The following is a 24,665-nucleotide window of genomic DNA, read 5'->3' on the forward strand; positions in this document are numbered from 1 at the left end:
TCACCGCTTGATCCTGCGCACCAACGCCGACATGTCCTGCCGCCCGCCGCCCAGCGCCTGCACCTCGGCGTAGAACTGGTCGACCAGCGCCGTGATCGGCAGCGTCGATCCGTTCACCCGCGCCTCCTCCAGGGCGAGGCCCAGATCCTTGCGCAGCCAGTCCACCGCCAGGCCGAAGTCGAACTCGTCATGCGCCATGCTGTGCCAGCCGTGGGTGAGGATCCAGCTTGCCGCGGCGCCGGTGGAGATCACCTCGAACACTTTCTCCAGATCGAGGTCGGAGGCCTGGGCGAAGCGCAGCCCTTCCGCCACGCCCTGCAGCGCGCCGACCATGCAGATCTGGTTGACCATCTTGGCCTGCTGGCCGCTGCCCGCCCCGCCGATATGGACGATGCGCAGCGCATAGGCGCGCATCAGCGGCTCGCCGGCGGCGAACGCCTTGGCCGAACCGCCGCACATGATCGAGAGCGTGCCCGATTCCGCGCCGGGCTGCGCCCCCGTCACCGGCGCGTCCAGCACCAGCAGGCCGCGATCCTTGCCCTCCACCGCCAGCTGGCGGGCGATGCGCGCCGATACCGTGGTGTGATCGATGAACACGGCGCCGCGCTTCATCGTGCGGAAGCAGCCGTCGCGGTGCATCGTCACCGCCTCCAGATCGGGATCGGCGCCGACGCAGGAGAAGACCGCGTCCGCCCCTTCCGCCGCGGCGGCCGGCGTTGGCGCCGCGCGCCCGCCATACAGATCCACCCAGGCATCGGCCTTCGCGGCGGTGCGGTTGTAGACGGTCACGTCATGCCCCGCGCGCAGCAGGTGCCGCGCCATCGGCGAGCCCATGTTGCCGAGACCGATGAATGCGATGCTTGCCATGGCGGCGGCATAACCGTGGTTTCGTCGCTCCGCCAGATGGGCTAGGGCGCGATCATGGCGACCCCTCACAAATCCGTCGCGGCTCCGACCGTACCTACGCCTTCCGCCGCCGAGATCGTCTCGATCGCGGACGTGCGGGCGGCCCATGCCCGTATCGCCGGCGCGATCGTGCGCACGCCGACGCTGCTCAGCCGCACCCTCTCCCAGCTCACCGGGGCGCGGGTGTATCTGAAGTTCGAGAACCTCCAGTTCACCGCCGCCTACAAGGAGCGCGGCGCCCTGAACAAGCTGCTGCTGATGCCGGAGGCGGCGCGCGCCTGCGGCGTGATCGCGGCCTCCGCCGGCAACCACGCGCAGGGGCTCGCCTATCACGGCGCGCGGCTGGGCATCCCGGTGACGATCGTGATGCCCAAGCAGACGCCGACCGTGAAGGTGTCGCAGACCGAGGGGCATGGCGCCACCGTGATCCTTCATGGCGAGCGGTTCGACGATGCCTATGCCCACGCGCTGACGGTGGCCGAGGAACGCGGCCTCACCTTCGTCCACCCGTTCGACGATGCGGACGTGATCGCCGGCCAGGGCACGGTGGCGCTGGAGATGCTGGCGGACGTGCCGGAAATCGACACGCTGGCGATACCGATCGGCGGCGGCGGCCTGATCTCCGGCTGCGCGACGGTGGCGAAGGCGCAGGCCGAGGTGGAAGGCCGGACGATCGAGGTGGTCGGCGTTCAGGCCGAGCTCTACCCGTCGATGTTCAACCGCATCACCGGCAGCATCCTGCCGTGCGAGGGCGACACGCTGGCCGAGGGCATCGCGGTGAAGGAGCCGGGCGTCCTCACCTCCGCCATCATCCGCCGCATCGTCGACGAGATCGTGCTGGTGAGCGAGCGCGATCTGGAGCGATCGGTGGCGCTGCTGCTGCAGATCGAGAAGACGGTGGCCGAGGGCGCCGGCGCCGCTGGCCTGGCGGCGGTGCTGGCCGATCCCGGCCGCTTCGCCGGGCGCACGGTGGGCGTGGTGCTGTGCGGCGGCAACATCGACACGCGCCTCCTCGCCAACGTGCTGCTGCGCGATCTCGCCCGCTCCGGCCGGCTGGCGCGGCTGCGCATCCGCCTGCAGGATCGGCCGGGCGCGCTGTTCCAGGTCTCGCGCATCTTCGATCAGCTCGCCGTGAACATCCTGGAACTGGCGCACCAGCGCATCTTCACCAACCTGCCGGCCAAGGGGCTGAGCCTGGATGTGGAATGCGAAACGCGCGACAAGGCGCATCTCGACCGGCTGGTCGCCGCGCTGCAAACCGCCGGGTACGAGGTGACGCCGGTGGAGCTGGCGTGATCCTTGGTCCGGGGATCCGTGCCCGTGCCTGAACAATGTGACAGGCGCGCGATTTTAACCATGAATCCTTGGTAAACGCACTTTTCAGATAAGGCTTCGCCCGCCATAGTCGTTACCTGTTGCAGCATGCGGGCGATCCCGGTGCGATCGAGCGACTTCCGATCTACAAGGGCCGAAACGAGACGTGACCGCGCAATTCCGCTTTCCGCGTTTTTTCGTGACCACGCCGTCGCCCTGTCCGTATCTTGCCGGCAAGACCGAGCGGAAGGTGTTCACCGAACTCAGCGGCCCGCACGCCGGCGAGCTGAACGATGCGCTGGGCCGCATCGGCTTCCGCCGCAGCCAGGGCGTCGCCTACCGGCCGAGCTGCATCGACTGCTCCGCCTGCGTCTCCGTCCGCGTCGTCAGCGCGGAGTTCCACCCCAATGCCAGCCAGCGCAAGCTGATGCGGCGGCATGACGACCTGGCGATCACCGCCTGCAAGCCGTGGACGACGGAGGAGCAGTTCGATCTGCTGCGCCGCTACCTCGCCGCGCGTCACCCCGGCGGCGGCATGGCCGACATGGACGAGCAGGACTTCGCCGACATGGTGGAGCAGACGCCGGTCAACACCTACGTCATCGAGTATCGCGAACCCGGCGGCCGGCTGGTGGGGGCGTGCCTGAGCGACCAGCAGGCGGACGGCCTCTCGATGATCTACAGCTTCTTCGAGCCGGACGATCCCGCCCGCCCGGGCCTCGGCACCTACATCATCCTCGATCACATCACCCGCGCTGCGCGGGCGAACCTGCCTTACGTCTATCTCGGCTACTGGGTGAAGGGATCGGCGCGGATGCAGTACAAGGTCCGCTTCAAGCCGATCGAGCGGCTGGGGCCGGCGGGGTGGCAGCGCTTCGAACCCGGCGAGACGGCGCTGGCAGCGAAGGCGCTCGCGCCGGCACGGGCATCGAGGGTCTCGGCCTAGCCGACGCGTTCGCGCGGATGCGTCGTCCGGCGGAACCCACCCCTGTTCGTCCAGCGCGGTCGTCACCCTGAACCTGATGCAGGATGACGGCTAAAGCATCCCGACATCCAGCGGATCAAGCCGGTTCGACTTGCACTTTATGCACACCGCTCATCCTGAGGAGCCATTGAGCCTGTCGAAATGGCGTCTCGAAGGATCCTTCGAGACGGGTCTTCGTCTCCGCTCAGCCCCTCCTCAGGATGAGCGGACATGCAAAAAAACCTGAATGTCGATCCGGCCTAGAGGGTCGAAATGGCTATCCGCCGACACGATCCGGCGATCACGCTCGGCCCGGCCTCACTCCACCGTCACCGATTTCGCCAGGTTGCGCGGCTGGTCCACGTCCGTGCCCTTCGCCACCGCCACGTGGTAGGCGAGCAGCTGCACCGGGATCGCATAGACGATCGGCGCGATCAGCGGGTGCACCTTGGGCATCGTGATCGTCGCCAGGCAGTCGTCGCCGGCCTCGGCGATGCCGTCATAGTCGGAGACCAGCACCACCTTGCCGCCGCGCGCCTGCACCTCCTGCATGTTCGAGACCGTCTTCTCGAACAGCGGGCCGGAGGGGGCGAGGACGATCACCGGCACATGCTCGTCGATCAGCGCGATCGGGCCGTGCTTCATCTCGCCGGCGGCATAGCCTTCGGCGTGGATGTAGCTGATCTCCTTGAGTTTCAGCGCGCCTTCCAGCGCCAGCGGGTAATCCGGCCCGCGGCCCAGATACAGCACGTCGCGCGCCTGCGCGATCGCCCCGGACATCTCTTCAATGGCAGCGTCATAGGCGAGCGCGGCGTTGATCGCGGCCGGCGCCTCGCCCAGGTGGCGGACGATGCGGCGCTCCTCCTCGTCGGAGAGGCGGCCCTTGGCGCGGGCGAGGTTCGCCGCCAGCGCCGCCAGCACGGCGAGCTGGCAGGTGAACGCCTTGGTGGAGGCGACGCCGATCTCCGGCCCGGCATGGGTCGGCAGCAGCAGGTCCGCCTCGCGCGCCATCGTCGATGTCGGCACGTTGACGACGACGGCGATCTTCTGCCCGCCCGCGCGCGCGTGGCGCAGCGCCGCCAGCGTGTCCGCCGTCTCGCCGGACTGGCTGACGAACAGGGCCAGGCCGCCCTCCTCCATCACCGGCTCGCGGTAGCGGAACTCGGACGCGTTATCGACCTCCACCGGCACACGGGCGAACCGCTCGATCCAGTATTTCGCCACCATCCCGGCATAATAGCTGGTGCCGCACGCCACGATCGTCACCCGCCGGATCGCGCCGAGATCGAAGTCGGGGATGGGCAGCGAGACGCGGCCTTCCAGCGGCCGCAGGTACGATCGGATCGTCTGCGCCACCACCACCGGCTGCTCGTATATCTCCTTGAGCATGAAGTGGCGGTGATTGCCCTTGTCGATCAGCGCCCCGGTGATGCCGGAGATCGTGACCGGCCGATCGACCGGCTGATCCTGCGCGTCGTAGATCTGCGTGCCCGCGCGCGTGATGACGACCCAGTCGCCCTCCTCCAGATAGGCGATGCGCTGGGTGAGCGGCGCCAGCGCCAGCGCGTCGGAGCCGAGATAGGTCTCGTCATCGCCATAGCCCACCACCAGCGGCGAGCCGAGCCGCGCGCCGACGATCATGTCCGGCCGCTGGCGGAACAGGATGGCGAGCGCGAAGGCGCCGCGCAGCCGCTTCAGCGACAGGCGCACCGCTTCCACCGGATCGACGCCCGCCTCCACCTGGTCGGAGATCAGGTGGGCCACCACCTCGCTGTCCGTCTGGCTCTCGAACACGCGGCCTTTCGCCGCCAGTTCGTCCCGCAGGGTCTTGAAGTTCTCGATGATGCCGTTGTGGACGATCGCCACCTCGCCGGTGGCATGGGGGTGGGCGTTGCTGGTCGTGGGGCCGCCGTGCGTCGCCCAGCGGGTGTGGGCGATGCCGACGTCGCCGGCCAGCGGCTCCGCGGCCAGCACGCGGGCGAGATTGTCCAGCTTGCCCTCGGCGCGCCGGCGATCGAGCGCCGCATCGTGGATCGTGCAGATGCCGGCCGAATCGTAGCCGCGATATTCCAGCCGCCGCAGGCCCGCCAGCAGCCGCTCCGCCACCGCGCTCTGCCCCAATATGCCGATGATGCCGCACATGCGCGTATGCTTTCCTGTATCCCCGCGCGCCTCTAGCAGCGCCGCCGTTCGCTATGATGTAAGCGGGCTGAACTTCGGTTAACGCGCTACGTCTTCGCTGCGGCCTTCTTCGCCGCCATCCGCTCGCGGAAGCGGGTCGCCCAGCCGTCCTTGTCCTGCTGCGGCGCGCGGACGATCGCCAGCGCGCCGGCCGCCACGCCGCGCGTCAGCACCGTGCCCGCGCCCACGATCGCGCCCTCGCCCACCGATACCGGCGCCACCAGCGCGCTGTTCGATCCGATGAAGGCGTTGGCCCCCACCACCGTGCGATATTTGAAGAAGCCGTCGTAATTGCAGGTGATCGTGCCCGCGCCGATATTCGCCCCGGCCCCGATGTCGGCATCGCCGATATAGCTCAGATGGTTGGCCTTCGCGCCCGCGCCCAGCCGCGCCTGCTTCACCTCGACGAAATTGCCCACCTTCGCCTTCGCGCCGATCTCCGCCCCGGGCCGCAGCCGCGCATAGGGGCCGATCTCGGCCCCGGCGGCGATCGTCGCGCCCTCGATATGGCTGAACGCGCGGATCGTCACCCCGTCCGCCACCACCGCGCCGGGGCCGAAGAACACGTTCGGCTCCACCGTCACGTCGCGGCCGATGCGCGTGTCGTGGGCGAACCACACCGTATCCGGCGCGATCAAGGTCGCGCCCTCGGCCATCGCCGCCGCCCGCCGTCGCTGCTGCCACGCCGCCTCCACCTCGGCCAGTTCGGCGCGGCTGTTGATGCCGGCGACCTCCCACGGCTCCGCCTCGATCACGGCGGACCGGCGGCCCTCGGCGGCGGCCAGCATCACGATGTCCGGCAGATAATATTCGCCGGCGGCGTTGGCGTTGCCCACCTTGTCCAGCAACCGCCACAGATCGGCGCTGCGCACCGCCATCAGCCCGGAATTGCAGAGGCCCAGCGCCCGCTCCTCCGCCGTCGCATCCTTGTGCTCGACCATCGTGTCGATCAGGCCGCCGGTCTCGGCGATGCGGCCGTAGGCCAGCGTATCGGCCGGGCGGAAGCCGAGCACCACCACCGCCGGCGCATCGGCCTCGTTCAGCCGGTCGAGCATGCGCGCCATCGTCTCCGCCCGCACCAGCGGCACGTCGCCGTAGAGGATGATGACGTCGCCCGCGAAAGCGGAGAGGAAGCCGCCGGCCTGCTGCACCGCATGCGCCGTGCCCAGCTGCGGCTCCTGCACCGCCAGCCCCACGCCCAGCGGCGCGGCCAGCCGCTCCACCTGATCGCGCCCGCTGCCGACCACCACCACGCGCGCGGCCGGCGACAGCTCGTCGACGGCGCCGAGCAGGTGCCCCAGCATCGGCCGGCCGGCGATCGGGTGCAGCACCTTGTGGAGATCGGATCGCATCCGCGTGCCCTTACCGGCGGCGAGGATGATGGCGGCGAGAGGCGGGCGGGACATGACGCCGGCTTTGCCACGTCGCGCTTGCCTTTGCCATATCGGGCGGGCCACAGGCGGCGGCATGAACCGCTTTCCCTTCGATGTCGTGGCCTTCGATCTGGATGGCACGCTGGCCGATACGGCACCCGATCTCACCGCCGCGCTCAACCACGCGCTCGGCCGGCTGGGGCGCGCGGCGGTGCCGGCCGAGTCGGTGCGGCACATGGTGGGCCATGGCGCCCGCGCGCTGCTGCAGAAGGGCCTCGCCGCTACGGGCGATGCGAACGAGGCGCTGGTGGAGGCGGGCTTCCCCATGTTCCTCGACTATTACGAGGCCCATATCGCCGACGGCACGCGCGCGTTCGACGGGCTGGAGGCCGCGCTCGACGGGCTGGCCGGCATGGGCGTGCGGCTGGCGATCTGCACCAATAAGCTGGAGGGGCTGAGCCGCCGCCTCGTCTCCGCCCTCGGCTGGGACGATCGCTTCGCGGCATTGGTGGGCGGCGACACGCTGCCGGTGCGCAAGCCCGATCCCGCACCGCTGCGCGAGGCGATCCGCCGCGCCGGCGGCGGCCGCGCCGCGTTCGTGGGCGATTCGATCACCGACACGGACACCGCCCGCGCCGCCGCCATTCCCTGCGTGGCGGTGAGCTTCGGCTTCTCGGACCGGCCGCCGCAGCAGCTGGGCGCGACGGCGCTGATCGACCATTTCGACGCGCTGATCCCGGCGCTGGAGCGGATCGGGTAACGCCGCCCCCGCCCCCTGCCCTCACCCGGACGCCGTTTCCCTGCCGTAAGCCGGGACGCCTATGCGTCGCGCAGCCCCACGCCGATGGAGGCGCGGACCTGCTCGCTCTCCGTCGAGACGACCGGGAAGGCGCAATAGTCGGCGGCGTAATAGGCGCTCGGGCGGTGGTTGCCGGAGAGGCCGACGCCGCCGAACGGCGCCTTGGACGACGCGCCGTTGGTCGGCCGGTTCCAGTTGACGATGCCGGCGCGCACGTTCGCCCAGAAGCGGTCGTAGAGTTCGGGCGCGCCGCCGACGAGAGCCGCCGAGAGGCCGTAGCGGGTAGCGTTCGCCTCGGCGATGGCGGCGTCGAAATCCGGCACGCGGATCACCTGGAGGACGGGGCCGAAAATCTCCTCGTCCGATCGGTTCGCCACGTTCGTCACGTCGATCAGCGCGGGGGTGAGGAACGGCTTGTCGGCGGCCGGACGCTGGAGATGCTTGATCGCGCGCCCGCCGCTCATGATGAGGCCGAGGAAGCGTTCCTCGATCGCGTTCGCCGCCTGGTTGTCGATCACCGGGCCCATGAACGGCGGCGGGCTGGCGTGGGGGTGATCGACGATGATGCGGGCGATCAGCTTGCAGATCTCGTCCAGCAGCGGCTGGTGGGCGCCGTCGCGCACGATCAGCCGGCGGGCGGCGGTGCAGCGCTGGCCGGCGGAGAGATAGGCGGACTGCACGGCGATCACGGCGGCCGAGTGCAGGTCCGGCGTGTCCCACATGACGAGCGGGTTGTTGCCGCCCAGCTCCAGCGCGAGAATGCGGTTCGGCGTCTCGGCGAACTGGCGGTGGAGGGCGAGGCCGCCGCGCACCGATCCGGTGAACAGCAGCCCGTCAATGTTCGGGTCGGCCGCCAGCGCCGCGCCCTCGGCCGGGCCGCCGGGCACGAAGCGGGCGACGCCGGGCGGCACGCCGGCCTCGTGCAGGCAGGCGACCAGCATCTGGCCTGTGGCCGGCGTCTTCTCCGATGGCTTGAACACGATCGCGTTGCCGGCGATCAGCGCCGGCACGATGTGGCCGTTGGGCAGGTGCGCCGGGAAGTTGAACGGCCCGAGCACCGCCAGCACGCCGTGCGGCTTGTGGCGCACGGCCGTGCGGGCGCCCATCGCGCCCTCCATCCGGCGCTGCGGCGTACGCTCCGCATAGGCCGCGATCGAGATGTCGACCTTGGCGACGACGCTCTCCACCTCGGTGCGCGCCTCCCACATCGGCTTGCCGGTCTCCCGCGCGATCAGGTCGGCGAACTGCTCGGCCCGCTGGCGGACGACGTTGGCGTAGCGGCGCATCGTCTCGACCCGCACGGAGAGCGGGCGCGAGGCCCAGTCCGGCCAGGCGGCGCGCGCGATCGCCACCTCGTCGGCGGGATCGCCAGGCATGCCGCGCCAGAGGATCTGCCCGGTGGCGGGCTCGGTCGAGACGATTTCGGGCGACGACATGGGCGCAAGCTTCTCCGCGGCGGTGGCCATCATTGCGTCAGGGCTCCTTCCCGCGCAATCACCTGCCCCGCGCGCATGGCATCACCCATTCGTCTAATCGCATCGACCTTGGCGTCGAAGGCCGACCAGTCGTCCGCCTCGGCGATGCGCGCCCAGATCGCCTCCACCTCCTCGATCGGCATGGCGCACGGCGCGGCATCGGACCAGTAGGGGTGATCCGTGGCGGTGGCCGGAGCGAAGCCGCCCACCGTCATGGCGAACAGGGCGAAGGCGTCGTCGTCGTAGCGCCGGCTCGCGCGATCGCGCAGCGTGCCGCCGCGCCAGTCGAAGAAGAAGCGATCGATCGTGACGCCGCGATCGATCGCCGCCGGATCGCCCAGCGCCGCCTCGATCCCGGCGAGCAGCGCCATATCCTCCTTCTCCGCCTTTGGCGCGATGCCCAGGCGGGCGAAGATGGCGTCGCGGAAGGCCGCCTCGAACGCCGCCGGAAACGTCTCCAGCGCCGGCACCAGCGCCTCCGGCGCGACGAGCGTGCGCAGCGCGATGGCGAGCTGCACGACATCCCAGTGGATCGCCTGCGCCTGCCGGCCGAAGGCGTAGAGCCCCTGATGATCGAAATAGGCGGCGGTGAAGCCCGGATCCCACGTCTGGGCGAAGCGCCAAGGGCCGTAGTCGAAGCTCTCCAGCGTGACGTTGATGTTGTCGCTGTTGAGCACGCCGTGGACGAAGCCCGCCGCCATGTAGCTGGCGGCCAGCCGGGCGGCGCGCGGCACCACGCGGGCGATCAGCCGCTCCACCGGCGCGTCGCCGGGCGACTCGCCGTAGAGTTGCGTCAGGCAATAGTCGACCAGCCGGGCCATGGCCTCGCCGTCGTTCAGATAGGCCAGGCGCTGGAAGGTGCCGATGCGGATGTGGCCGTGGCTCAGCCGCACCATCACCGCCGATCGGGTGGGCGACGGCTCGTCGCCGCGATGCAGCTGCTCGCCCGTCTCGATCAGCGAGAAGGTCTTGGAGGTCTCCACCCCCAGCGCCTCCAGCATCTCCGTCGCCAGCACCTCGCGCACGCCGCCCTTCAGGGTGAGGCGGCCGTCGCCGGAGCGGCTCCAGGGCGTCTGCCCAGAACCCTTGGTGCCGAGATCGAGCAGGCGATCCCGCCCGTCGCGCAGCTGGGCGAACAGGAAGCCGCGCCCGTCACCGATATCGGGATTGTACACGCGGAACTGGTGGCCGTGATAGCGCAGCGCCAGCGGCTGCGGCAGGTTGCCGGGCAGCGGCGCGAAGCGGCCGAAATGATCGATCCACGCCGCATCGTCCAGGGTGTCGAGACCCACCGCGCCATCCCACCGGCGATTGCGGAAACGCAAGATCGTCTGCGGGAAGGCCGCCGCCGCGACCGGATCGAAGAAGCCGTCGCCCAGCGCCAGGATGCGCGGATCGGGCCGGTACGGCGCTGCTTGCGGGGTGATGACCATGCCGCGATATGGGGGGTGGCAGGCAGGGGACGCAAGCATGGCGGTGTGGACGGACGGCTATTGGTGGTCCAACGACAATCTCAGGCTGCATTATCGCGACTATGCGGGCGATGCCGCGCTGCCGCCGATCCTGTGCATCCCCGGCCTCACCCGCAACGCGCGCGACTTCGCCGATCTGGCCGCGCGGCTGGCCGGGCCGTGGCGGGTGATCTGCGTGGACCTGCGCGGGCGCGGCGAGAGCGCCTATGCGCGCGATCCGATGAGCTACGTGCCGCTCACCTACCTGCACGATCTGGAGGCGCTGATCGCGCAGCTGAAGCTGGAGCGGTTCGTGCTGTTCGGCACGTCGCTGGGCGGCATGCTCTCAGCGCTGCTCTCCTCCACCGGGCGGGCGCGGGTGGCGGGCGTGCTGCTGAACGATATCGGGCCGGTGCTGGAGCCGGCCGGGCTGGCGCGGATCAAGGGTTATGTCGGGCGCAGCGCCAGCTTCCCGACATGGCTGCACGCCGCCCGCGCCATCGCCGACACGCAAGGGGCGGCCTATCCCGATTTCACCATCGAGGATTGGCTGGCCAAGGCCAAGCGGCTCTGCCGGCTCACGTCGGCCGGCCGCATCGTGCACGATTACGACATGAAGATCGCCGAGCCGCTGCGCGTGCCCGGTGGCGAATCGGGATTCGACATGTGGCCCGCCTTCGAGAGCCTGAAGGGCGTGCCGGGGCTGCTGCTGCGCGGCGCCCTCTCCGACCTGTTCTCCGCCGCGACCGCCGCCGAGATGGCGCGGCGCCTGCCCGATCTGGAGCTGGTGACGGTGCCGCGCGTGGGCCACGCGCCGGTGCTGGACGAGCCCGCCGCGCTCGCCGCGATCGATCGGCTGCTGGCGCGGGTGGCGGGCTGACCTTTCGTTCACCGCTTTCTGCGATGATGGCGCGATGACGCCGGTCCGCATCCTCCACGCCCACTCCACCTTCACCCTCGGCGGCAAGGAGGCGCGCGCCGTGCGGCTGATGAACGCGTTCGGCCCGGCGGCACACCATGTGGTGCTGAGCGCGGTGGCGGACGCCACCGGCGCGCGGCACGCGATCGATCCCGCCGTGGCGGCGGACTTGCCGGCCGATGCGCCTTCGCTCGCGGGCAAGCCGGAGCCGTTCCGCTACCGCGCGCTCGCCCGCTACATGGCCGGCTTCGATCTGGTGCTCACCTATAATTGGGGCGCGATGGATGCGGTGATGGCGCACCGCATGTTCGCGCCGCTGATGCGGCTGCCGCCGCTGATCCACCACGAGGACGGCTTCAATGCCGACGAGGCGGTGCGGCAGAAGCCCAAGCGCGTGTGGTTCCGCCGGCTGGGTCTGCCGACGGCGCGCGCGCTGGTCGTGCCGTCGGAGCGGCTGGAGCGGATCGCCCGCGAGACATGGCGGCAGCCGCCGGCGCGGATCGTGCGAATCGCCAACGGGGTGGACGTGGCGCGCGGGCTGGACCGGCCGGCGGCGGGCGCCATCCCCGGCTTCGTCCGCCGCCCCGGCGACGTCGTGATCGGCACGCTGGCCGGCCTGCGCGCGGTGAAGAACCTGCAACGCCTCGTCCGCGCCTTCGCCGCGGTGGCGGCGACGACCGGACAGGCGCGGCCCCGCCTCGTCATCGTCGGCGAGGGGCCGGAGCGTGCGGCGATCGTGGCGGAGGCGGAGCGGCTGGGCGTGGCCGACCGGCTGCTGCTGCCGGGCTTCCTGCCCGATCCGCTGCGCTATGTCGGGCTGTTCGACATCTTCGCCCTGTCGTCCGACAGCGAGCAGGCGCCGATCTCGCTGATCGAGGCGATGGCGGCCGGCCTGCCCGTGGCGGCGACCGACGTGGGCGACATCGCGGCGATGGTCTCCGCCGCCAACCGCGCGCTGATCGTGCCGGCGGACGACGAGGCGGCGCTGGCGGCGGCTTTGGCGCGGCTGACCGGCGATCTCTCGCTGCGCCAGCGGATCGGTGCGGCCAACCGCGCGCGGGCGGTGGCGACGTTCGACGAGACGGCGATGATCGCCGGCTACCGCGCGCTCTACGCGCGGGCGATCGGGCGGGAGTCGGCGCTGGCGACGTAAAGCGGGCTGTACCGCCGCTCAGTACGGCGCGGCCATTGCCTTGCGCCGGGCGCGCTCGGACACTGCTCGGCAAAAACGGTCGGATCGCCTCTCGGCCGTCGCTAGGCTGGATCGACATCGAGCTGATCAAGCCGATTTTGCTCGCATCTTATGCACACCGCTCATCCTGAGGAGCCATTGAGCCTGTCGAAATGGCGTCTCGAAGGACACGGGCCGTCCTTCGAGACGGGTCTTCACCTTCGCTCAGCCCGTCCTCAGGATGAGCGGACAGGTAAAGTTGAATGTCGATCCGGCCTAGAAGCCCAGGCCGATGCGGTTCCAGCGGGTGGCGGCGGGCCAGGTCCAGGGTGTCAGCCAGCCGGCCGACCCATCGGTCGAGAAGAAGCCCACCCAGGCGCGCCCAACGAGATTCTCCGCCGGCACGAAGCCGATGCCGCCGCCGGGCTCGGCCGGGAAGCGGCTGTCGGCCGAGCGATCGCGATTGTCGCCCATCAGGAAATACTGGTCAGCCGGCACCACGAACGTGGCGGTATCGTCGCCGGCCGTCCGGCCGAGATCGAGCACCTCGTAGCTGCGGCCGCCGGGCAGCGTCTCGCGATAGCGCGGGTAGCGGCAGACGGCGTCGCCATCGGCCCGCCGCTCCAGCCGGATGCGCGATCCGGGAAAGGGCGCGCACGGGCTGTTCGGCGACACGGGATCGAGGAAGTCGGCGATCCGCACCTTGGGCACCGGATCGCCGTTCAGGATCAGGCGGCCGTGCACCATGCGGATCTGGTCGCCGGGCAGGCCGATCAGCCGCTTGATGTAGTCGGTGCGGTTGTCCGCCGGCGTCTTGAACACGATCACGTCGCCGCGTGCCGGCACGGCGCCGCCGATGCGGCCGGAGATCGGCGCGAGCGAGAAGGGGAAGCTGTGGCGCGACCAGCCATAGGGCCATTTTGCGACGAACAGATAGTCGCCGACCAGAAGACGCGGCAGCATCGACTCGGAAGGGATGCTGAAAGGGGCGGCGAACAGGCTTCGGACCAGGATCGCGGTGACGATCAGCAAGATGAAAAAACGTACATTTTCACCCAGGCCGTCAGCTCTTTTGCGTCGGGACAAGGATTTAGCGGCCATGGCCGCGCGCTTTGGCCAGCATCGCCGCGCCGGTCAAGCGGGATGGCAACGCTTTGTCACGGCATAGACACATTCAAGACATAGGCAGGGCAGCGAGGCCTTCGAACGGCGGACGCGGCGATGACCGCAGAAAATCGGGGAAATCTGCATGCTTAATCGTGACAAGCTGGCTGTCGCCGCAGTGCTGGCGGCCGTCCTCGTTCCCGGCCAGGCGATGGCCCGCACCCAGATCCGCGCGGTGGGATCCTCCACCGTCTACCCGTTCGCCACGGCGGTGGCGGAACGGTTCGGCCGGACGAACCCGGCGGCCGGCGCGCCGATCATCGAATCGACCGGCACGGGCGCCGGCATGAAGCTGTTCTGCGCCGGCGTGGGCGAGCGCTTCCCGGACATCGAGAACGCCTCCCGCCGGATCAAGGCGTCCGAGATCAAGCTGTGCGCCGCCAACGGCGTGACGGCGATCACCGAGGTGCAGGTGGGGCTGGACGGCATCGCGCTGGCCACCTCCAAGCGATCGCCGCTGGACGCGGTGACGACGCGGGACATCTACATGGCGATCGCCAAGACGCCGTTCGGCAAGCCGAACAAGGCCAAGACGTGGAAGGACGTGAACGCCAAGCTGCCGCCGCTGCCGATCCGCGTCTACGGCCCGCCGCCGACGAGCGGCACCCGCGACGCCTTCGGCGAGCTGCTGATGACCCCGCCGTGCGAGGCGAACGCATCGATGGCGGCGCTGAAGGGATCGGACGAGGCCAAGTTCAAGGCCATCTGCACGGCGGTGCGCGAGGACGGCGCCTATATCGAGGCTGGCGAGAACGACAATCTGATCGTGCAGAAGCTGGAGGCGAACCCCGGCACCGTCGGCCTGTTCGGCTACAGCTATCTGGAGGCCAACCAGGATCAGCTGAAGGGCGTGACGATCAACGGCGTGGCGCCCACCTACGATACGATCGCCAGCTTCCGCTATCCGGGCGCGCGGCCGCTCTACCTCTACGTCAAGAACGCCCATGTCGGCGCGATCCCGGCGATCCGCGGCTACCTGGCCGAGTTCACCAAGGAGACGACGTGGGGCAAGGGCGGCTACCTCGTGCGCCGCGGCCTGATCGCCTCGCCGGATGCTATCCGGGCACGTTCGGCCGCTGCCGCGCGGGCGCTGACGCCGCTCGCCCCCGGCGCGATCAAGTAGCACCCGCCGCTCCCACCGGAGATCGCCATGACCCGTCTCTCGCAGATGCTGGCGCTGCTGGCCGGTACGGCGCTCGCCGCGCCGGCGCTCGCCCAGTCGCCGGATACCGCCGCCACCACCAGCGCCCGCACCGACGACAATCGCGAGAAGCCGCTGCAGGCGACGCCGCCGCCGCCGGCCGACCTGCCCGACCCTGACGCGCCGCCCGCGCCCCCGCCCACGGCTGCCGAGATGCAGGCGCAGACGGCCTTCCTGCAGGCGCAGATCGAGGCGATGCAGGCGCAGATCGAATCGATGAAGAAGCAGCTCGGCCAGGCGACGCCCAGCTTCAAGGGCGCTCCGCAATGGGCCAATAGCGAGGGCTTCAGCTTTAAGCCGCGCGGCTTCATGCAGTTCGATGCCGGCTATGTCTCCCTGCCCGGCAAGGGGCTGAGCGGCACCGTGGGCGGGCTGAACTACGACAATCTCGGCTGGGACACGCGGGCGCGGCGGCTGGTGTTCGGCGCGGAGGGCACGCTGCCCGGCGGCTTCGGCTACAAGGTGGAGTTCAACTTCGCCCAGGCGACCGTCGGCTACGAGGACGTGGTGCTGACCTACCAGCATCCGGGCAGCCCGATGCAGGTGACGATCGGCAACTTCTTCCCGCTCTCCGGCCTCGATTCGATGACGAGCTCGCGCCTGGGCTCGTTCCTGGAACGGACGAGTGCGGTGGACGCGTTCAACTTCAACCGCCGGCTGGGCATCGCCATCGGCTATGCGCCCAAGAGCGACCTCTACAACATCACCGCCGGCATCTTCAGCCAGGAGATCGACAACACCAACTTCCAGCGCACCGGCTGGCAGGCGAGCGTGCGCGGCGTCTACTCCCCCACGGTCGGCCCGGCGCGGCTGCACCTCGGCGCCAACTACCAGCACCGCACCGCCCCGCGCGACGGCCAGAACGTGCAGTATCGCGCCCGCCCCTTCACCCAGCTGACCGACCAGCGCTTCATCGACACCGGCCTGATCGCCGCCGACGGCGACGACATCGCCGGCGTGGAGTTCGCCGCGATTATGAAGCGCATCCACGTGACCGGCGAGGCGCAGAAGGTGTGGGTGCGCGGCTACCGCCCGGGCAGGACGTTCGGCCCGAACAACGGCGTGGGCGGGGCCGCCTTTTACAGCTCCGATCCCAGCTTCCTGAACGTGTATGGCGAGGCGGGCTACTTCTTCACCGGCGAGACGCGCGGCTACAAGGCCGGCAAGTGGGAGCGCACGAAGGTGCTGCACCCGATCACCGACGGCGGCATCGGCGCGATCCAGCTTAACGGCCGCGTCGAATATACCGACCTGACGGACAAGACCGGCGACGGACCGGCTCTGGCCGCGCCCAACTACATCAATGGCGGCCGCCAGCTGGGCTATCAGGCCAGCCTGATCTGGAACCCGATCGACTATATCCGCTTCCTCGCCCAATATGCCCACATCCGCTACGATGGCGGCCCGCGCGCGGCGACGATCGACCCGAACGGCCCGGCGCTGCTGCTGGACCGTCACTACAATGTCGACGAGTTCGGCCTGCGCGCGCAGGTGGAGTTCTAGCGCTGGCCCGCCCGCCGGCACCGTCGTAGACAGGCGCGCCATGGCGGAAGGGTGAGCGGATGGACGAGCGGGACGCGGCGCGCGAGCAGGCCTGGGATGCGATAGCGGCGGTAGAGCGGCAGTCGCTGGCGACCCTGTTCGAGCGCGAGCCCGATCGTCTCTCCCGCCTGGTCGTCGAGGAAGCGGGGCTGCGCTTCGACTTCGCCAAGACCCATCTGGATGCGGCGCTGCTGCCGGCGTTCGTCGGCCTGGCGGAGGCGGCGGGCTTCGCCGCCCGGCGCGACGCGCTGTTCGCCGGCGACATCGTCAATCCGAGCGAAGGCCGCGCCGCCGAGCATGGCGCGGAGCGCGGCGAGGGCGCGCCCGAGAGCGTTGCACGCGCGCGCGCGCTCCACGCCCGGATGCGCGCGCTGATCGACGCGATCGAGGCGGAGGCGCTGGGGCCGATCCGCCACGTGCTGCACCTGGGCATCGGCGGATCGGCGCTCGGCCCGAAGCTGGTCATCGACGCGCTCGGCCGCGAGGCGGATCGCTACGACGTCGCCATCGTCTCCAACGTGGACGGCGCGGCGCTGGACGAGGTGTTCGCCCGCTTCGATCCCGCCGCCACGCTGATCGCCGTCGCCTCCAAGACGTTCACCACCACCGAGACGCTGCTGAACGCCGAGAGCGCGCTGGCGTGGATGGAGGAGGCTGGCGTCGAGGATCCATACGGCCAGGTCGTCGCCCTCACCGCCGCGCCCGACCGGGCGATCGCCTGGGGCGTGGACGAGACGCGGGTGCTGCCCTTCGCCGAGAGCGTCGGCGGGCGCTACTCGCTCTGGTCGTCGATCGGCTTTCCGGCGGCGCTGGCGCTGGGCTGGGACGCGTTCGAGACGCTGCTGGAGGGGGCGGCGGCGATAGACCGCCACTTCCGCCTGGCAGAGCCGATGCGCAACGCGCCGCTGATCGCCGCCTTCGTCGATCTCTATTATTCCAGCGTGCGTGGTGCCGGGACGCGCGCCGTGTTCGCCTATGACGAGCGGCTGCGCCTGCTGCCGGCCTATCTGCAGCAGCTGGAGATGGAGTCGAACGGCAAGAGCGTGACGGCGGACGGCCACCCGGTGGGCCGCGACACCGCCGCGATCACCTGGGGCGGCGTCGGCACCGACGCGCAGCACGCGGTGTTCCAGCTGCTCCACCAGGGCACGCGCCTAGTGCCGGTGGAGTTCGTCGCCGCGATCGAGCCCGGCCACGCGCTGGACGAGGCGCATCACCGCCAGCTGCTGGTCAACGCCTTCGCGCAAGGGGCGGCGCTGATGGCGGGGCGGCCGCACGACGATCCGGCGCGGGCCTATGCGGGGGATCGGCCGTCCACCACCATCCTGCTCGATCGCATCGACCCGGCCCGGCTCGGCGCGCTGATCGCCTTCTACGAGAATCGGGTGTTCGCCGCCGCCACCCTGCTCGGCATCAACCCGTTCGACCAGTTCGGCGTGGAGCTGGGCAAGGAGATCGCCCGCGCGATCGAGGACGGAAGCACGGCGGGCTTCGATCCCTCCACCCGCGCCCTGATGGCGCGCGCGTTCGGGTGAGCGACGGTCCGGCGGGGCGGAGTTCCACCCCGGCCGATCAGTCTGATCGCGAATAGCCATTTGCCCTCGGCTTGGCGGCCCCCTACCTCCAGCCCAACGGTTTTCAGGAGCGACGGATGGCCCAGTACGACTATGACCTCTTCGTCATCGGCGCGGGATCGGGCGGCGTGCGGGCCGCCCGCGTCTCCGCCGCTTATGGCGCGAAGGTGGCCATCGCCGAGGAGCATCGCGTCGGCGGCACCTGCGTGATCCGCGGCTGCGTGCCCAAGAAGCTGCTCGTCTACGGATCGCACTTCGCCGAGGACCTGCACGATGCCAAGCAGTTCGGCTGGGACGTGCCGGAGTGCGCGTTCGACTGGCCGCGCCTGCGCGACAGCGTGCTGGCCGAGGTGACGCGGCTGGAAGGGATCTACACGAACACGCTCGACAGCAACAAGGTGGAGGTCATCCACGAGCGGGCGACCGTGACTGGACCGCACGACATCACCCTGGCCGGCGGGCGCCAGGTGACTGCGCGGACGATCCTGATCGCGGTCGGCGCGTGGCCGGCGCGGCCCGATTGCGAGGGGGCCGAGCACGGCATTACCTCCAACGAGGCGTTCCACCTGGAGACGATGCCGAAGCGCGTCGTGATCGCCGGCGGGGGCTACATCGCCAACGAGTTCGCCGGCATCTTCCACGGCTTTGGCGCGCACGTGACGATCGTCAACCGCACCGACCAGATCCTGCGCGGCTATGACGAGCAGATCCGCGACCGGCTGCTCCAGATCTCGATGACCAAGGGCATCGACTTCCGCTTCCACGCGCCGTTCGAGAAGGTGGAGAAGCAGGAGGACGGATCGCTGATCGTCCACACCGGCGGCGGCGGCGATCCGCTGCATGCCGACGTGCTGATGTTCGCCACCGGCCGCGTGCCCAAGACCAGGGGGCTGGGGCTGGAGGAGGCCGGCGTCGAACTGGACAAGCACGGCGCGGTGGTGGTGGACGCCGACAACAAGTCGAACGTCGACAGCATCTACGCCGTGGGCGACGTGACGAACCGCGTGCAGCTGACGCCGGTGGCGATCCGCGAGGGACAGGCCTTTGCCGACACGGTGTTCGGCAACAAGCCGCACCGCGTGGACTATACGAACATCCCCAGCGCCGTGTTCAGCCACCCGCCGATGGCCGGCGTGGGGCTGACGGAGGCGCAGGCGCGCAACAAGCTGGGATCGGTGAAGATCTACACCTCCGACTTCCGGGCGATGAAGAACGTGCTGGCCGGCCGGCACGAGCGCGCGCTCTACAAGATGATCGTCGAGGAGCAGACCGAGCGGGTCGTCGGCCTGCACATGATCGGCCCGGACGCGCCGGAGATATTGCAGGCGGCGGCGGTGGCGGTGAAGGCCGGCCTCTCCAAGCAGGCGTGGGACGAGACCGTGGCGCTGCACCCCTCCATGGCGGAGGAACTGGTGCTGATGAAGTGAGCGGCCCGGCCGTCTAGGGCGTATCGACAGGCTTTCTACATGTCCGCTCATCCTCAGGAGGGGCTGAGCGGTTTGTATGAAATACAGGTAGAACCGGCCTGATCCGGTCGATGTCGGTATGCCTTAGCGCCGCGCCTTCACCAACAGGTGGCGCGCCAGCATCAGCGGCGGCATGCGAAGCCAGTGCGAGCGGACGTAGAAGCCCAGCCGGGTCGCCCTGTGCCGCTGCCGCCCCCAGCCGTCACGCGCCAGCAGGCGGCGGGCGTAGAGCCGGTCGGCCGGGCCGGCACGCCCTGCGAGCTTCTCGTCCACCGGCGTCTCGTAGAGGCGGGTCGCCAGCCGCAGCGCCAGCGCCGTCGCGCGGCGCAGCTGGTGCCGCCCTGCCCGCTGCGCAAGATCGCTCCAGAAGCCTGGCCGGCCGCCCTGCTCGCGCAGCAGCCGGTCGATGTCCCACAGGTTGCGCAGGCCACCGGCGAGGTCGCCGTCGGCCAGCAGGTGCGCGGCGGCGTGGATCACCATGTCGGCGGGATCGAGGACGCGCAGGCCGTTCTCCAGCGCCACGCTGTCGGCGATCAGCGCCGCCGCATCGGGCGTGGGCCGCGCGGTGAGCGGCAGGATCGTGTGGTGCACGTCGATCATGCGGTCGCGCGCCGGGTGGGTCAGCGGCGGCAGCTCGTGCATCCAGCGGCGATAATAGAGATCGTCATACGCGTCCTCCTTTACCCACTCCCAACCGCTCGCACGCAGCGCCTGCTCGACTTCGTCCAGCGCGTCGCGCGGCACGAGGATGTCGAGATCGCCGATCGACCGCCCCACCCCGGCATCGAGCCCGGCCGCGACGAAGGCGGTGCCTTTCAGCAGGACCACCGGCAGCCCGAGCGGGGCGAGCGCACGGCGGGCCATCTCCGCCTCCCACAGCGCCTGCATGCGGCCATGCTCCGCCGAGATCACCGCATCGGCCAGGATCGCGGCGACCGGCGGCGGCACGGCGAGCCCCTTCAGGCGAAAGGCGAGGCTGCCGATCAGCAGCTCGGCGCGGGCGACGGTGAGCAGGCCGGTCCAGGCATCCGCCGGAAGCCCGGCGGCGCGGGCCGGATCGGCCAGCACCGCCACCAGCATCCGCGCCGGGCTCATCGCGCCATCTCCGCCCATAACCGCTCGACCAGCCGCACGGCGCCGGCGGTATCGGCATAGTCGATCGCCAGCGCCGGCACGGACCGGACCAGCCCGGTGAGCGCCGCGAATCCCGCCTCGCCGAGCGCGATATAGTTGGTCGACGCCTGCGTTAGCCGCACGAACGTCTCCACCTCGCCCATCGGCCGCACATCCTCGACATGGCCGAAGCGCGGGAACAGCAGCAGCGCCGGGCGCGCCGTCTCGCCCATCCGCGCGATCGCGTCGGCGGGCGGGCGCAGGTGGCGGACGTCGCCCTTCGGCGTGCCGGCCAGCAGCGGGCCGAGCCGGTCCGCCGCCACCTCGGCCGCCATCACCGCGATCGCCTCGTTCTTCAGGCTGATCGGGCGGGGAAAGGGATGCACCGCGCCGCTGGCGAGATCGACGAGGGCGAACTCGTCGCCGAGCAGCCGCCAGCCCCGCTCCGCCAGCAGCGCGGAGAGGGTCGACTTGCCGGCGCCCGAGTGGCCCGACATCAGCAGCGCCCGCCCGTCCCGCTCGACGCCGGAGGCGTGGAGCAGCAGCCAGCGGCGCGCGCCCAGAGCCATCTGCAGGTTCATCCCCATCTCGGCGGCGAGCAGGCCCTGCGCCAGCGGCAGCGGCGCCGCGTCCGGGATCACGTAATCGCCGCGCACCGCCACGGAGGGGCGGAGCAGGCGGCGCCACGGCCGCTCCGGCTCCAGCCGCACGGTGAAATCGGGAACGGCGCCGTCTGGCGCGGGATAGCCGGCGTAGAGCGCCGCGAGCGCCACGATCGGGCCGCGCCAGGCGGACCCCACGCGAAAGCCCACCGGCCCCACCTTCACGGCGAAGGCGTGCCTCACGCGGCGGCCACCAGCCCCGCCTCGGCCAGTTCCGCCAGCCGTGCCGCGATCACCTCCGCGATCGGCTCCTCCGTCTCGATCGCGTGGCCGGCGAGCAAGCGCGCGGCGATCGTCGCGGCATCGGCGGGGCCGTCCGCCAGCGCCGCCAGGATTTCGGGCGCGGGGGACAGCAGCACGTGGGTGGTGCCGGACGGGCGATGGTAGAGCAGGGTCATGCCCTCCGCCGACACGCTCGGCCGCAGCGCCGGCGGGTCGGCGCGGTAGAGCGTCATTGCGATGCGCCTCAGGGGCGCGGCATCTGGAGCGACTGGTAGCAGGTGAAGCCGCTCGTGCCGTTCTGCATCTTGCGGATATAGGCCATGTAGGCCCGGCTTGTGTCATAGTCCGCATTGGGGAAGTTGGCGCCCTGCATCGCCTTCTTCACCTGCTCGGCGGTGAACGGCCGGTTGGGCGCGCGGAACGCGCCCGGCGTGCCGGCGTCCACCACCCTGCCGCGCGGATCGATCCACTTGTTCGATCCCATGCGCGGATCGGGCACCGGGATCTGGCAGTTCATCACCGATCCGGCCGCCTGCGCCAGCGCCGGGCGGATCGTCACCACGGTGGACGCGGCGGCGGCGCCCAGCATCAGCCCGCGCCGCGTGGCGCTGGCGGGCACGCTGCCGGCCGCGTCCCCGTCGGTCGTCTCCGGCCGGGCAACGTCCGGTCCGCGATCATCGCCAGTATCAGTCATCGTTCCACCTTATGCCCGGCTTTGCTGCATAATAGTAAAGACGCGAAATGGCGATACGCCGGAGCCTTCTTGCGTGCAGAAGGCGATTCGACTGGCTGGATCAGGGCGTGACAGCATGAACCGACTACAGAGACTCCGGTCCGTCCTGGCGCCGCTGGCGATGCTGGCCGCGGGCTTCGTCGCCTATGCCGATCCGCGCGGCGGCATCGCGCTGGCGGCGCTCGGCTGCGGCCTCGCCTGCTGGTTCGGCCTGTGGCCGCTGCCCGCGCCGGAGCCCGTGGCCACGCCCGAGCCGACGGCCGAGCCGGGACTGGCCGAGGTCGCCGCGTCGATCAGCGAGCCGCTGCTGTTCGTCGAGCGGCACCGCGTGACGCATGCCAATGCCGCCGCCACCGATCTGCTCGGCCAGCATATCGTGGGGGAGGATGTGCGCCTGGCGATCCGCCATCCGGCGGCCGGCGCCCGGCTGTCGGCCGTGCTGAGCGACGGCGTGGCCGGCCAGCCGGTGGAGCTGGCCGGTCTGGGCGGCAGCGAGCGCCACTGGGAGATGGCGATCCACCCGCTTGGCCAGGGCGGCCTGCTGGTGCGGCTGGCCGATCGCACCGCCGCCCGCGCGGCCGAGCGGATGCGGGTGGATTTCGTCGCCAATGCCAGCCACGAGCTGCGCACGCCGCTGGCCACCCTGCTGGGCTTCATCGAGACGCTGGAGGTGGCGAACGGCCCGCAGGATTCCGCCACCCGCCTGCGCTTCCTGAAGACGATGATGGGCGAGGCGCGGCGCATGCAGCGGCTGATCGAGGATCTGATGTCGCTCTCCCGCATCGAGGCGGAGCGGCATCGCGCGCCGCAGGCCGCGGTGTCGCTCGTCGATCTCGCCGCCGAGGTGAGCGACGGGATCGCCGTCGCCCAGTCGATCGCGCGCGACCGCATCGTCGTGACGGCCGGCGCGGAAACGCCCGACGTCGCCGGCGATCGGGTGCAGCTGACGCAATTGCTCCACAATCTGATCGGCAACGCGATCAAATATGGCCGCGCCGGCGGCCCCGTGCGCGTGGGGCTGGCGAGCGAGGGCGCCACGGTACGGCTGACCGTGGCCGACGAGGGCGAGGGCATCGCGCGCGAGCATCTGCCGCGGCTGACCGAACGCTTCTACCGCGTCGATCCGGGCCGCAGCCGTGCCGTGGGCGGCACCGGCCTGGGCCTCGCCATCGTCAAGCACATCGTCGAGCGGCATCGCGGGCGGCTGGAGATAGACAGCGTCGTGGGCCGCGGCACCGTCGTCAGCGTGCGCCTGCCGGTGGCGCCGGAGGCCGTGTCATCAAAGTGCAACGCACTCGTCACACAGGACGCACCGAACCCGTCGATAGGCGATATCGAGCGCGCCTGAACGGCATCTGCGGAGGCTCCTTACGTGACCAGAACGATCCTGATGACCGGCCTTGCCGCACTTACGCTGGCCGGCTGCCAGAACAATGCGGCCAGCGGCGGCGGCGAGGCCGGCGGCGCATCGCGCGATCAGATCCGCGCGGTCGGCTCCTCCACGGTCTATCCGTTCACCACTGCGGTGGCGGAGCAGTTCGCCCGCAAGAATGCCGGCTTCAAGGCGCCGATCGTCGAGTCGACGGGCACCGGCGCCGGCATGAAGCTGTTCTGCGCCGGTGTCGGCGCACAGTTCCCGGATATCGAGAACGCGTCGCGCCGGATCAAGAAGTCCGAGGTCGAGGATTGCGCCAAGAACGGCGTGAAGGAGATCGTCGAGATCCAGATCGGCATCGACGGCATCGCCATGGCCGAGAGCAAGGCCGGTGCTGCGATGAAGCTGACGCAGGAGGACATCTACAAGGCCCTCGCCGCCGAGCCCTACGGCAAGCCGCAGACGGCCAAGACGTGGAAGGACGTGAACCCCGCTCTGCCGGCGGTGGCCATCAAGGTGTTCGGCCCGCCGCCGACCAGCGGCACGCGCGACGCCTTCGCCGAGCTGATCCTGGACAAGGGCTGTGACGCCAACCCAGAGATGGCGGCGCTGAAGAAGAGCGACTCCGACAAGCACAAGGCGATCTGCAGCAAGGTGCGCGAAGATGGCGCCTATGTGGAATCGGGCGAGAACGACAATCTGATCGTTCAGAAGCTGGTAGCGAACCCCGACGCGGTCGGCATCTTCGGCTACAGCTTCCTCGAGGAGAATGCCGACAAGCTGCGCGGCATCGCCATCAAGGGCGTGGTGCCGACCTACGAATCGATTGCCAGCTATGAATATCCGGGCGCGCGGCCGCTGTTCATCTACGTGAAGTCGGCGCACCTCACCGCCATCCCGGGTCTCAAGCAGTTCGTCGCCGAATATGCGAGCGCTTGGAACCCGGACGGCTATCTCAAGCGCCGCGGCCTGATCGCCGCGCCGGACGCGGTCCGCGCCGCGAACCTGGAGATCGCGACCAAGCTGACCCCGTTCGATCCCGCCAAGGCGGAATGACCGG

22 protein-coding genes are annotated in these 24,665 nt (G+C 70.3%); 12 read left to right on the top strand and 10 right to left on the bottom strand.

The window, feature by feature from the left end; translation table 11 throughout:
* Entirely contained in the window at window positions 1–867 is an 867-nt protein-coding gene (locus tag GNT64_RS06885) for an NAD(P)-dependent oxidoreductase (protein ID WP_156678830.1), read from the bottom strand.
* 54 nt (window positions 868–921) lie between these two features.
* Between GNT64_RS06885 and GNT64_RS06890 the strand changes: the two genes are divergently transcribed.
* Together GNT64_RS06890 and GNT64_RS06895 are read left to right on the top strand one after the other, a co-directional pair.
* A complete protein-coding gene (locus tag GNT64_RS06890; RefSeq protein ID WP_156678831.1) occupies window positions 922–2,202 on the top strand; it encodes a threonine ammonia-lyase in 1,281 nt (426 codons plus the stop codon).
* A 184-nt stretch (window positions 2,203–2,386) separates the two neighbouring features.
* Entirely contained in the window at window positions 2,387–3,166 is a 780-nt protein-coding gene (locus GNT64_RS06895; RefSeq protein ID WP_156678832.1) for an arginyltransferase, read from the top strand.
* Window positions 3,167–3,502: 336 nt separating this feature from the next.
* On the opposite strand, the gene glmS is transcribed toward GNT64_RS06895, so the two are convergent.
* A complete protein-coding gene (gene glmS / locus GNT64_RS06900) occupies window positions 3,503–5,326 on the bottom strand; it encodes a glutamine--fructose-6-phosphate transaminase (isomerizing) (RefSeq protein ID WP_156678833.1) in 1,824 nt (607 codons plus the stop codon).
* A gap of 86 nt (window positions 5,327–5,412) precedes the next feature.
* Window positions 5,413–6,771 carry a bifunctional UDP-N-acetylglucosamine diphosphorylase/glucosamine-1-phosphate N-acetyltransferase GlmU gene (gene glmU / locus GNT64_RS06905; RefSeq protein WP_156678834.1) on the bottom strand — a complete coding sequence of 453 codons (1,359 nt, stop codon included), beginning with the start codon at window positions 6,769–6,771 and terminating at the stop codon, window positions 5,413–5,415.
* Window positions 6,772–6,832: 61 nt separating this feature from the next.
* Here glmU and gph point away from each other — a divergent pair, with 61 nt between their 5' ends.
* Complete coding sequence (gph, locus tag GNT64_RS06910; RefSeq protein ID WP_156678835.1) at window positions 6,833–7,498, top strand: phosphoglycolate phosphatase; 666 nt, start codon at window positions 6,833–6,835, stop codon at window positions 7,496–7,498.
* Window positions 7,499–7,557: 59 nt separating this feature from the next.
* Here gph and astD read toward each other — a convergent pair whose 3' ends face one another.
* Both astD and GNT64_RS06920 read right to left on the bottom strand, forming a co-directional pair.
* Window positions 7,558–8,973, bottom strand: a complete 1,416-nt coding sequence (gene astD / locus GNT64_RS06915) for a succinylglutamate-semialdehyde dehydrogenase (protein WP_156681487.1) — start codon at window positions 8,971–8,973, stop codon at window positions 7,558–7,560.
* Window positions 8,974–9,002: 29 nt separating this feature from the next.
* Window positions 9,003–10,445 carry a protein adenylyltransferase SelO family protein gene (locus GNT64_RS06920; RefSeq protein WP_156678836.1) on the bottom strand — a complete coding sequence of 481 codons (1,443 nt, stop codon included), beginning with the start codon at window positions 10,443–10,445 and terminating at the stop codon, window positions 9,003–9,005.
* Between the two features lie 37 nt (window positions 10,446–10,482).
* Here GNT64_RS06920 and GNT64_RS06925 point away from each other — a divergent pair, with 37 nt between their 5' ends.
* Together GNT64_RS06925 and GNT64_RS06930 are read left to right on the top strand one after the other, a co-directional pair.
* Complete coding sequence (locus tag GNT64_RS06925) at window positions 10,483–11,343, top strand: alpha/beta fold hydrolase (RefSeq protein WP_156678837.1); 861 nt, start codon at window positions 10,483–10,485, stop codon at window positions 11,341–11,343.
* 34 nt (window positions 11,344–11,377) lie between these two features.
* A complete protein-coding gene (locus tag GNT64_RS06930) occupies window positions 11,378–12,535 on the top strand; it encodes a glycosyltransferase (RefSeq protein ID WP_156678838.1) in 1,158 nt (385 codons plus the stop codon).
* Between the two features lie 294 nt (window positions 12,536–12,829).
* Here GNT64_RS06930 and lepB read toward each other — a convergent pair whose 3' ends face one another.
* Complete coding sequence (gene lepB, locus GNT64_RS06935) at window positions 12,830–13,639, bottom strand: signal peptidase I (RefSeq protein ID WP_231639345.1); 810 nt, start codon at window positions 13,637–13,639, stop codon at window positions 12,830–12,832.
* Here lepB and GNT64_RS21820 point away from each other — a divergent pair.
* The 5 genes from GNT64_RS21820 to gorA all read left to right on the top strand — a co-directional run bounded on the left by GNT64_RS21820 (window position 13,572) and on the right by gorA (window position 19,461).
* On the top strand, window positions 13,572–13,721 hold the full coding sequence (locus GNT64_RS21820; RefSeq protein WP_231639626.1) for a hypothetical protein: 150 nt from the start codon (window positions 13,572–13,574) through the stop codon (window positions 13,719–13,721). The genes lepB and GNT64_RS21820 overlap by 68 nt on opposite strands.
* An 81-nt stretch (window positions 13,722–13,802) precedes the next feature.
* On the top strand, window positions 13,803–14,840 hold the full coding sequence (locus tag GNT64_RS06940; RefSeq protein ID WP_156678840.1) for a substrate-binding domain-containing protein: 1,038 nt from the start codon (window positions 13,803–13,805) through the stop codon (window positions 14,838–14,840).
* A gap of 27 nt (window positions 14,841–14,867) precedes the next feature.
* The gene (locus tag GNT64_RS06945) at window positions 14,868–16,421 is read left to right on the top strand and encodes a porin (protein WP_156678841.1); all 1,554 of its coding nucleotides are present in this window, start codon (window positions 14,868–14,870) and stop codon (window positions 16,419–16,421) included.
* Window positions 16,422–16,480: 59 nt separating this feature from the next.
* On the top strand, window positions 16,481–17,995 hold the full coding sequence (pgi, locus tag GNT64_RS06950; RefSeq protein WP_156678842.1) for a glucose-6-phosphate isomerase: 1,515 nt from the start codon (window positions 16,481–16,483) through the stop codon (window positions 17,993–17,995).
* 116 nt (window positions 17,996–18,111) lie between these two features.
* A complete protein-coding gene (gene gorA, locus GNT64_RS06955) occupies window positions 18,112–19,461 on the top strand; it encodes a glutathione-disulfide reductase (RefSeq protein ID WP_156678843.1) in 1,350 nt (449 codons plus the stop codon).
* Between the two features lie 123 nt (window positions 19,462–19,584).
* Here the strand turns inward: gorA and GNT64_RS06960 are convergent, their stop codons facing one another.
* From GNT64_RS06960 to GNT64_RS06975, 4 genes are read right to left on the bottom strand one after another with little or no spacing between them, the layout of a single operon-like run.
* Complete coding sequence (locus tag GNT64_RS06960; RefSeq protein ID WP_156678844.1) at window positions 19,585–20,595, bottom strand: nucleotidyltransferase domain-containing protein; 1,011 nt, start codon at window positions 20,593–20,595, stop codon at window positions 19,585–19,587.
* Complete coding sequence (locus tag GNT64_RS06965; protein WP_156678845.1) at window positions 20,592–21,458, bottom strand: HprK-related kinase A; 867 nt, start codon at window positions 21,456–21,458, stop codon at window positions 20,592–20,594. The genes GNT64_RS06960 and GNT64_RS06965 overlap by 4 nt, the downstream gene beginning before the upstream one ends.
* Window positions 21,455–21,730, bottom strand: a complete 276-nt coding sequence (locus GNT64_RS06970) for an HPr-rel-A system PqqD family peptide chaperone (RefSeq protein WP_156678846.1) — start codon at window positions 21,728–21,730, stop codon at window positions 21,455–21,457. The genes GNT64_RS06965 and GNT64_RS06970 overlap by 4 nt, the downstream gene beginning before the upstream one ends.
* A gap of 11 nt (window positions 21,731–21,741) precedes the next feature.
* Window positions 21,742–22,191 (bottom strand): hypothetical protein, encoded by a 450-nt coding sequence (locus tag GNT64_RS06975; protein WP_156678847.1) that lies wholly within the window; start codon window positions 22,189–22,191, stop codon window positions 21,742–21,744.
* 115 nt (window positions 22,192–22,306) lie between these two features.
* Between GNT64_RS06975 and GNT64_RS06980 the strand changes: the two genes are divergently transcribed.
* Both GNT64_RS06980 and GNT64_RS06985 read left to right on the top strand, forming a co-directional pair.
* Window positions 22,307–23,578 (top strand): ATP-binding protein, encoded by a 1,272-nt coding sequence (locus GNT64_RS06980; RefSeq protein ID WP_156678848.1) that lies wholly within the window; start codon window positions 22,307–22,309, stop codon window positions 23,576–23,578.
* Window positions 23,579–23,620: 42 nt separating this feature from the next.
* Complete coding sequence (locus tag GNT64_RS06985; RefSeq protein ID WP_156681488.1) at window positions 23,621–24,661, top strand: PstS family phosphate ABC transporter substrate-binding protein; 1,041 nt, start codon at window positions 23,621–23,623, stop codon at window positions 24,659–24,661.
* The last annotated feature ends 4 nt before the right edge of the window (window positions 24,662–24,665 follow it).

It is taken from the genome of Sphingomonas profundi (assembly GCF_009739515.1).
Classification (GTDB): Bacteria; Pseudomonadota; Alphaproteobacteria; order Sphingomonadales; family Sphingomonadaceae; genus Alterirhizorhabdus; species Alterirhizorhabdus profundi.

Coding starts and splice junctions, on each gene's coding strand:
- gorA (WP_156678843.1), top strand. CDS start 18,112: ATGGCCCAGTACGACTATGACCTCTTCGTCATCGGCGCGGGATCGGGC.
- GNT64_RS06970 (WP_156678846.1), bottom strand. CDS start 21,730: ATGACGCTCTACCGCGCCGACCCGCCGGCGCTGCGGCCGAGCGTGTCG.
- GNT64_RS06975 (WP_156678847.1), bottom strand. CDS start 22,191: ATGACTGATACTGGCGATGATCGCGGACCGGACGTTGCCCGGCCGGAG.
- GNT64_RS06885 (WP_156678830.1), bottom strand. CDS start 867: ATGGCAAGCATCGCATTCATCGGTCTCGGCAACATGGGCTCGCCGATG.
- pgi (WP_156678842.1), top strand. CDS start 16,481: ATGGACGAGCGGGACGCGGCGCGCGAGCAGGCCTGGGATGCGATAGCG.
- astD (WP_156681487.1), bottom strand. CDS start 8,973: ATGTCGTCGCCCGAAATCGTCTCGACCGAGCCCGCCACCGGGCAGATC.
- glmS (WP_156678833.1), bottom strand. CDS start 5,326: ATGTGCGGCATCATCGGCATATTGGGGCAGAGCGCGGTGGCGGAGCGG.
- GNT64_RS06960 (WP_156678844.1), bottom strand. CDS start 20,595: ATGAGCCCGGCGCGGATGCTGGTGGCGGTGCTGGCCGATCCGGCCCGC.
- glmU (WP_156678834.1), bottom strand. CDS start 6,771: ATGTCCCGCCCGCCTCTCGCCGCCATCATCCTCGCCGCCGGTAAGGGC.
- GNT64_RS06985 (WP_156681488.1), top strand. CDS start 23,621: ATGACCGGCCTTGCCGCACTTACGCTGGCCGGCTGCCAGAACAATGCG.
- GNT64_RS06890 (WP_156678831.1), top strand. CDS start 922: ATGGCGACCCCTCACAAATCCGTCGCGGCTCCGACCGTACCTACGCCT.
- GNT64_RS06930 (WP_156678838.1), top strand. CDS start 11,378: ATGACGCCGGTCCGCATCCTCCACGCCCACTCCACCTTCACCCTCGGC.
- GNT64_RS06945 (WP_156678841.1), top strand. CDS start 14,868: ATGACCCGTCTCTCGCAGATGCTGGCGCTGCTGGCCGGTACGGCGCTC.
- GNT64_RS06940 (WP_156678840.1), top strand. CDS start 13,803: ATGCTTAATCGTGACAAGCTGGCTGTCGCCGCAGTGCTGGCGGCCGTC.
- gph (WP_156678835.1), top strand. CDS start 6,833: ATGAACCGCTTTCCCTTCGATGTCGTGGCCTTCGATCTGGATGGCACG.
- GNT64_RS06925 (WP_156678837.1), top strand. CDS start 10,483: ATGGCGGTGTGGACGGACGGCTATTGGTGGTCCAACGACAATCTCAGG.
- GNT64_RS06920 (WP_156678836.1), bottom strand. CDS start 10,445: ATGGTCATCACCCCGCAAGCAGCGCCGTACCGGCCCGATCCGCGCATC.
- GNT64_RS06980 (WP_156678848.1), top strand. CDS start 22,307: ATGAACCGACTACAGAGACTCCGGTCCGTCCTGGCGCCGCTGGCGATG.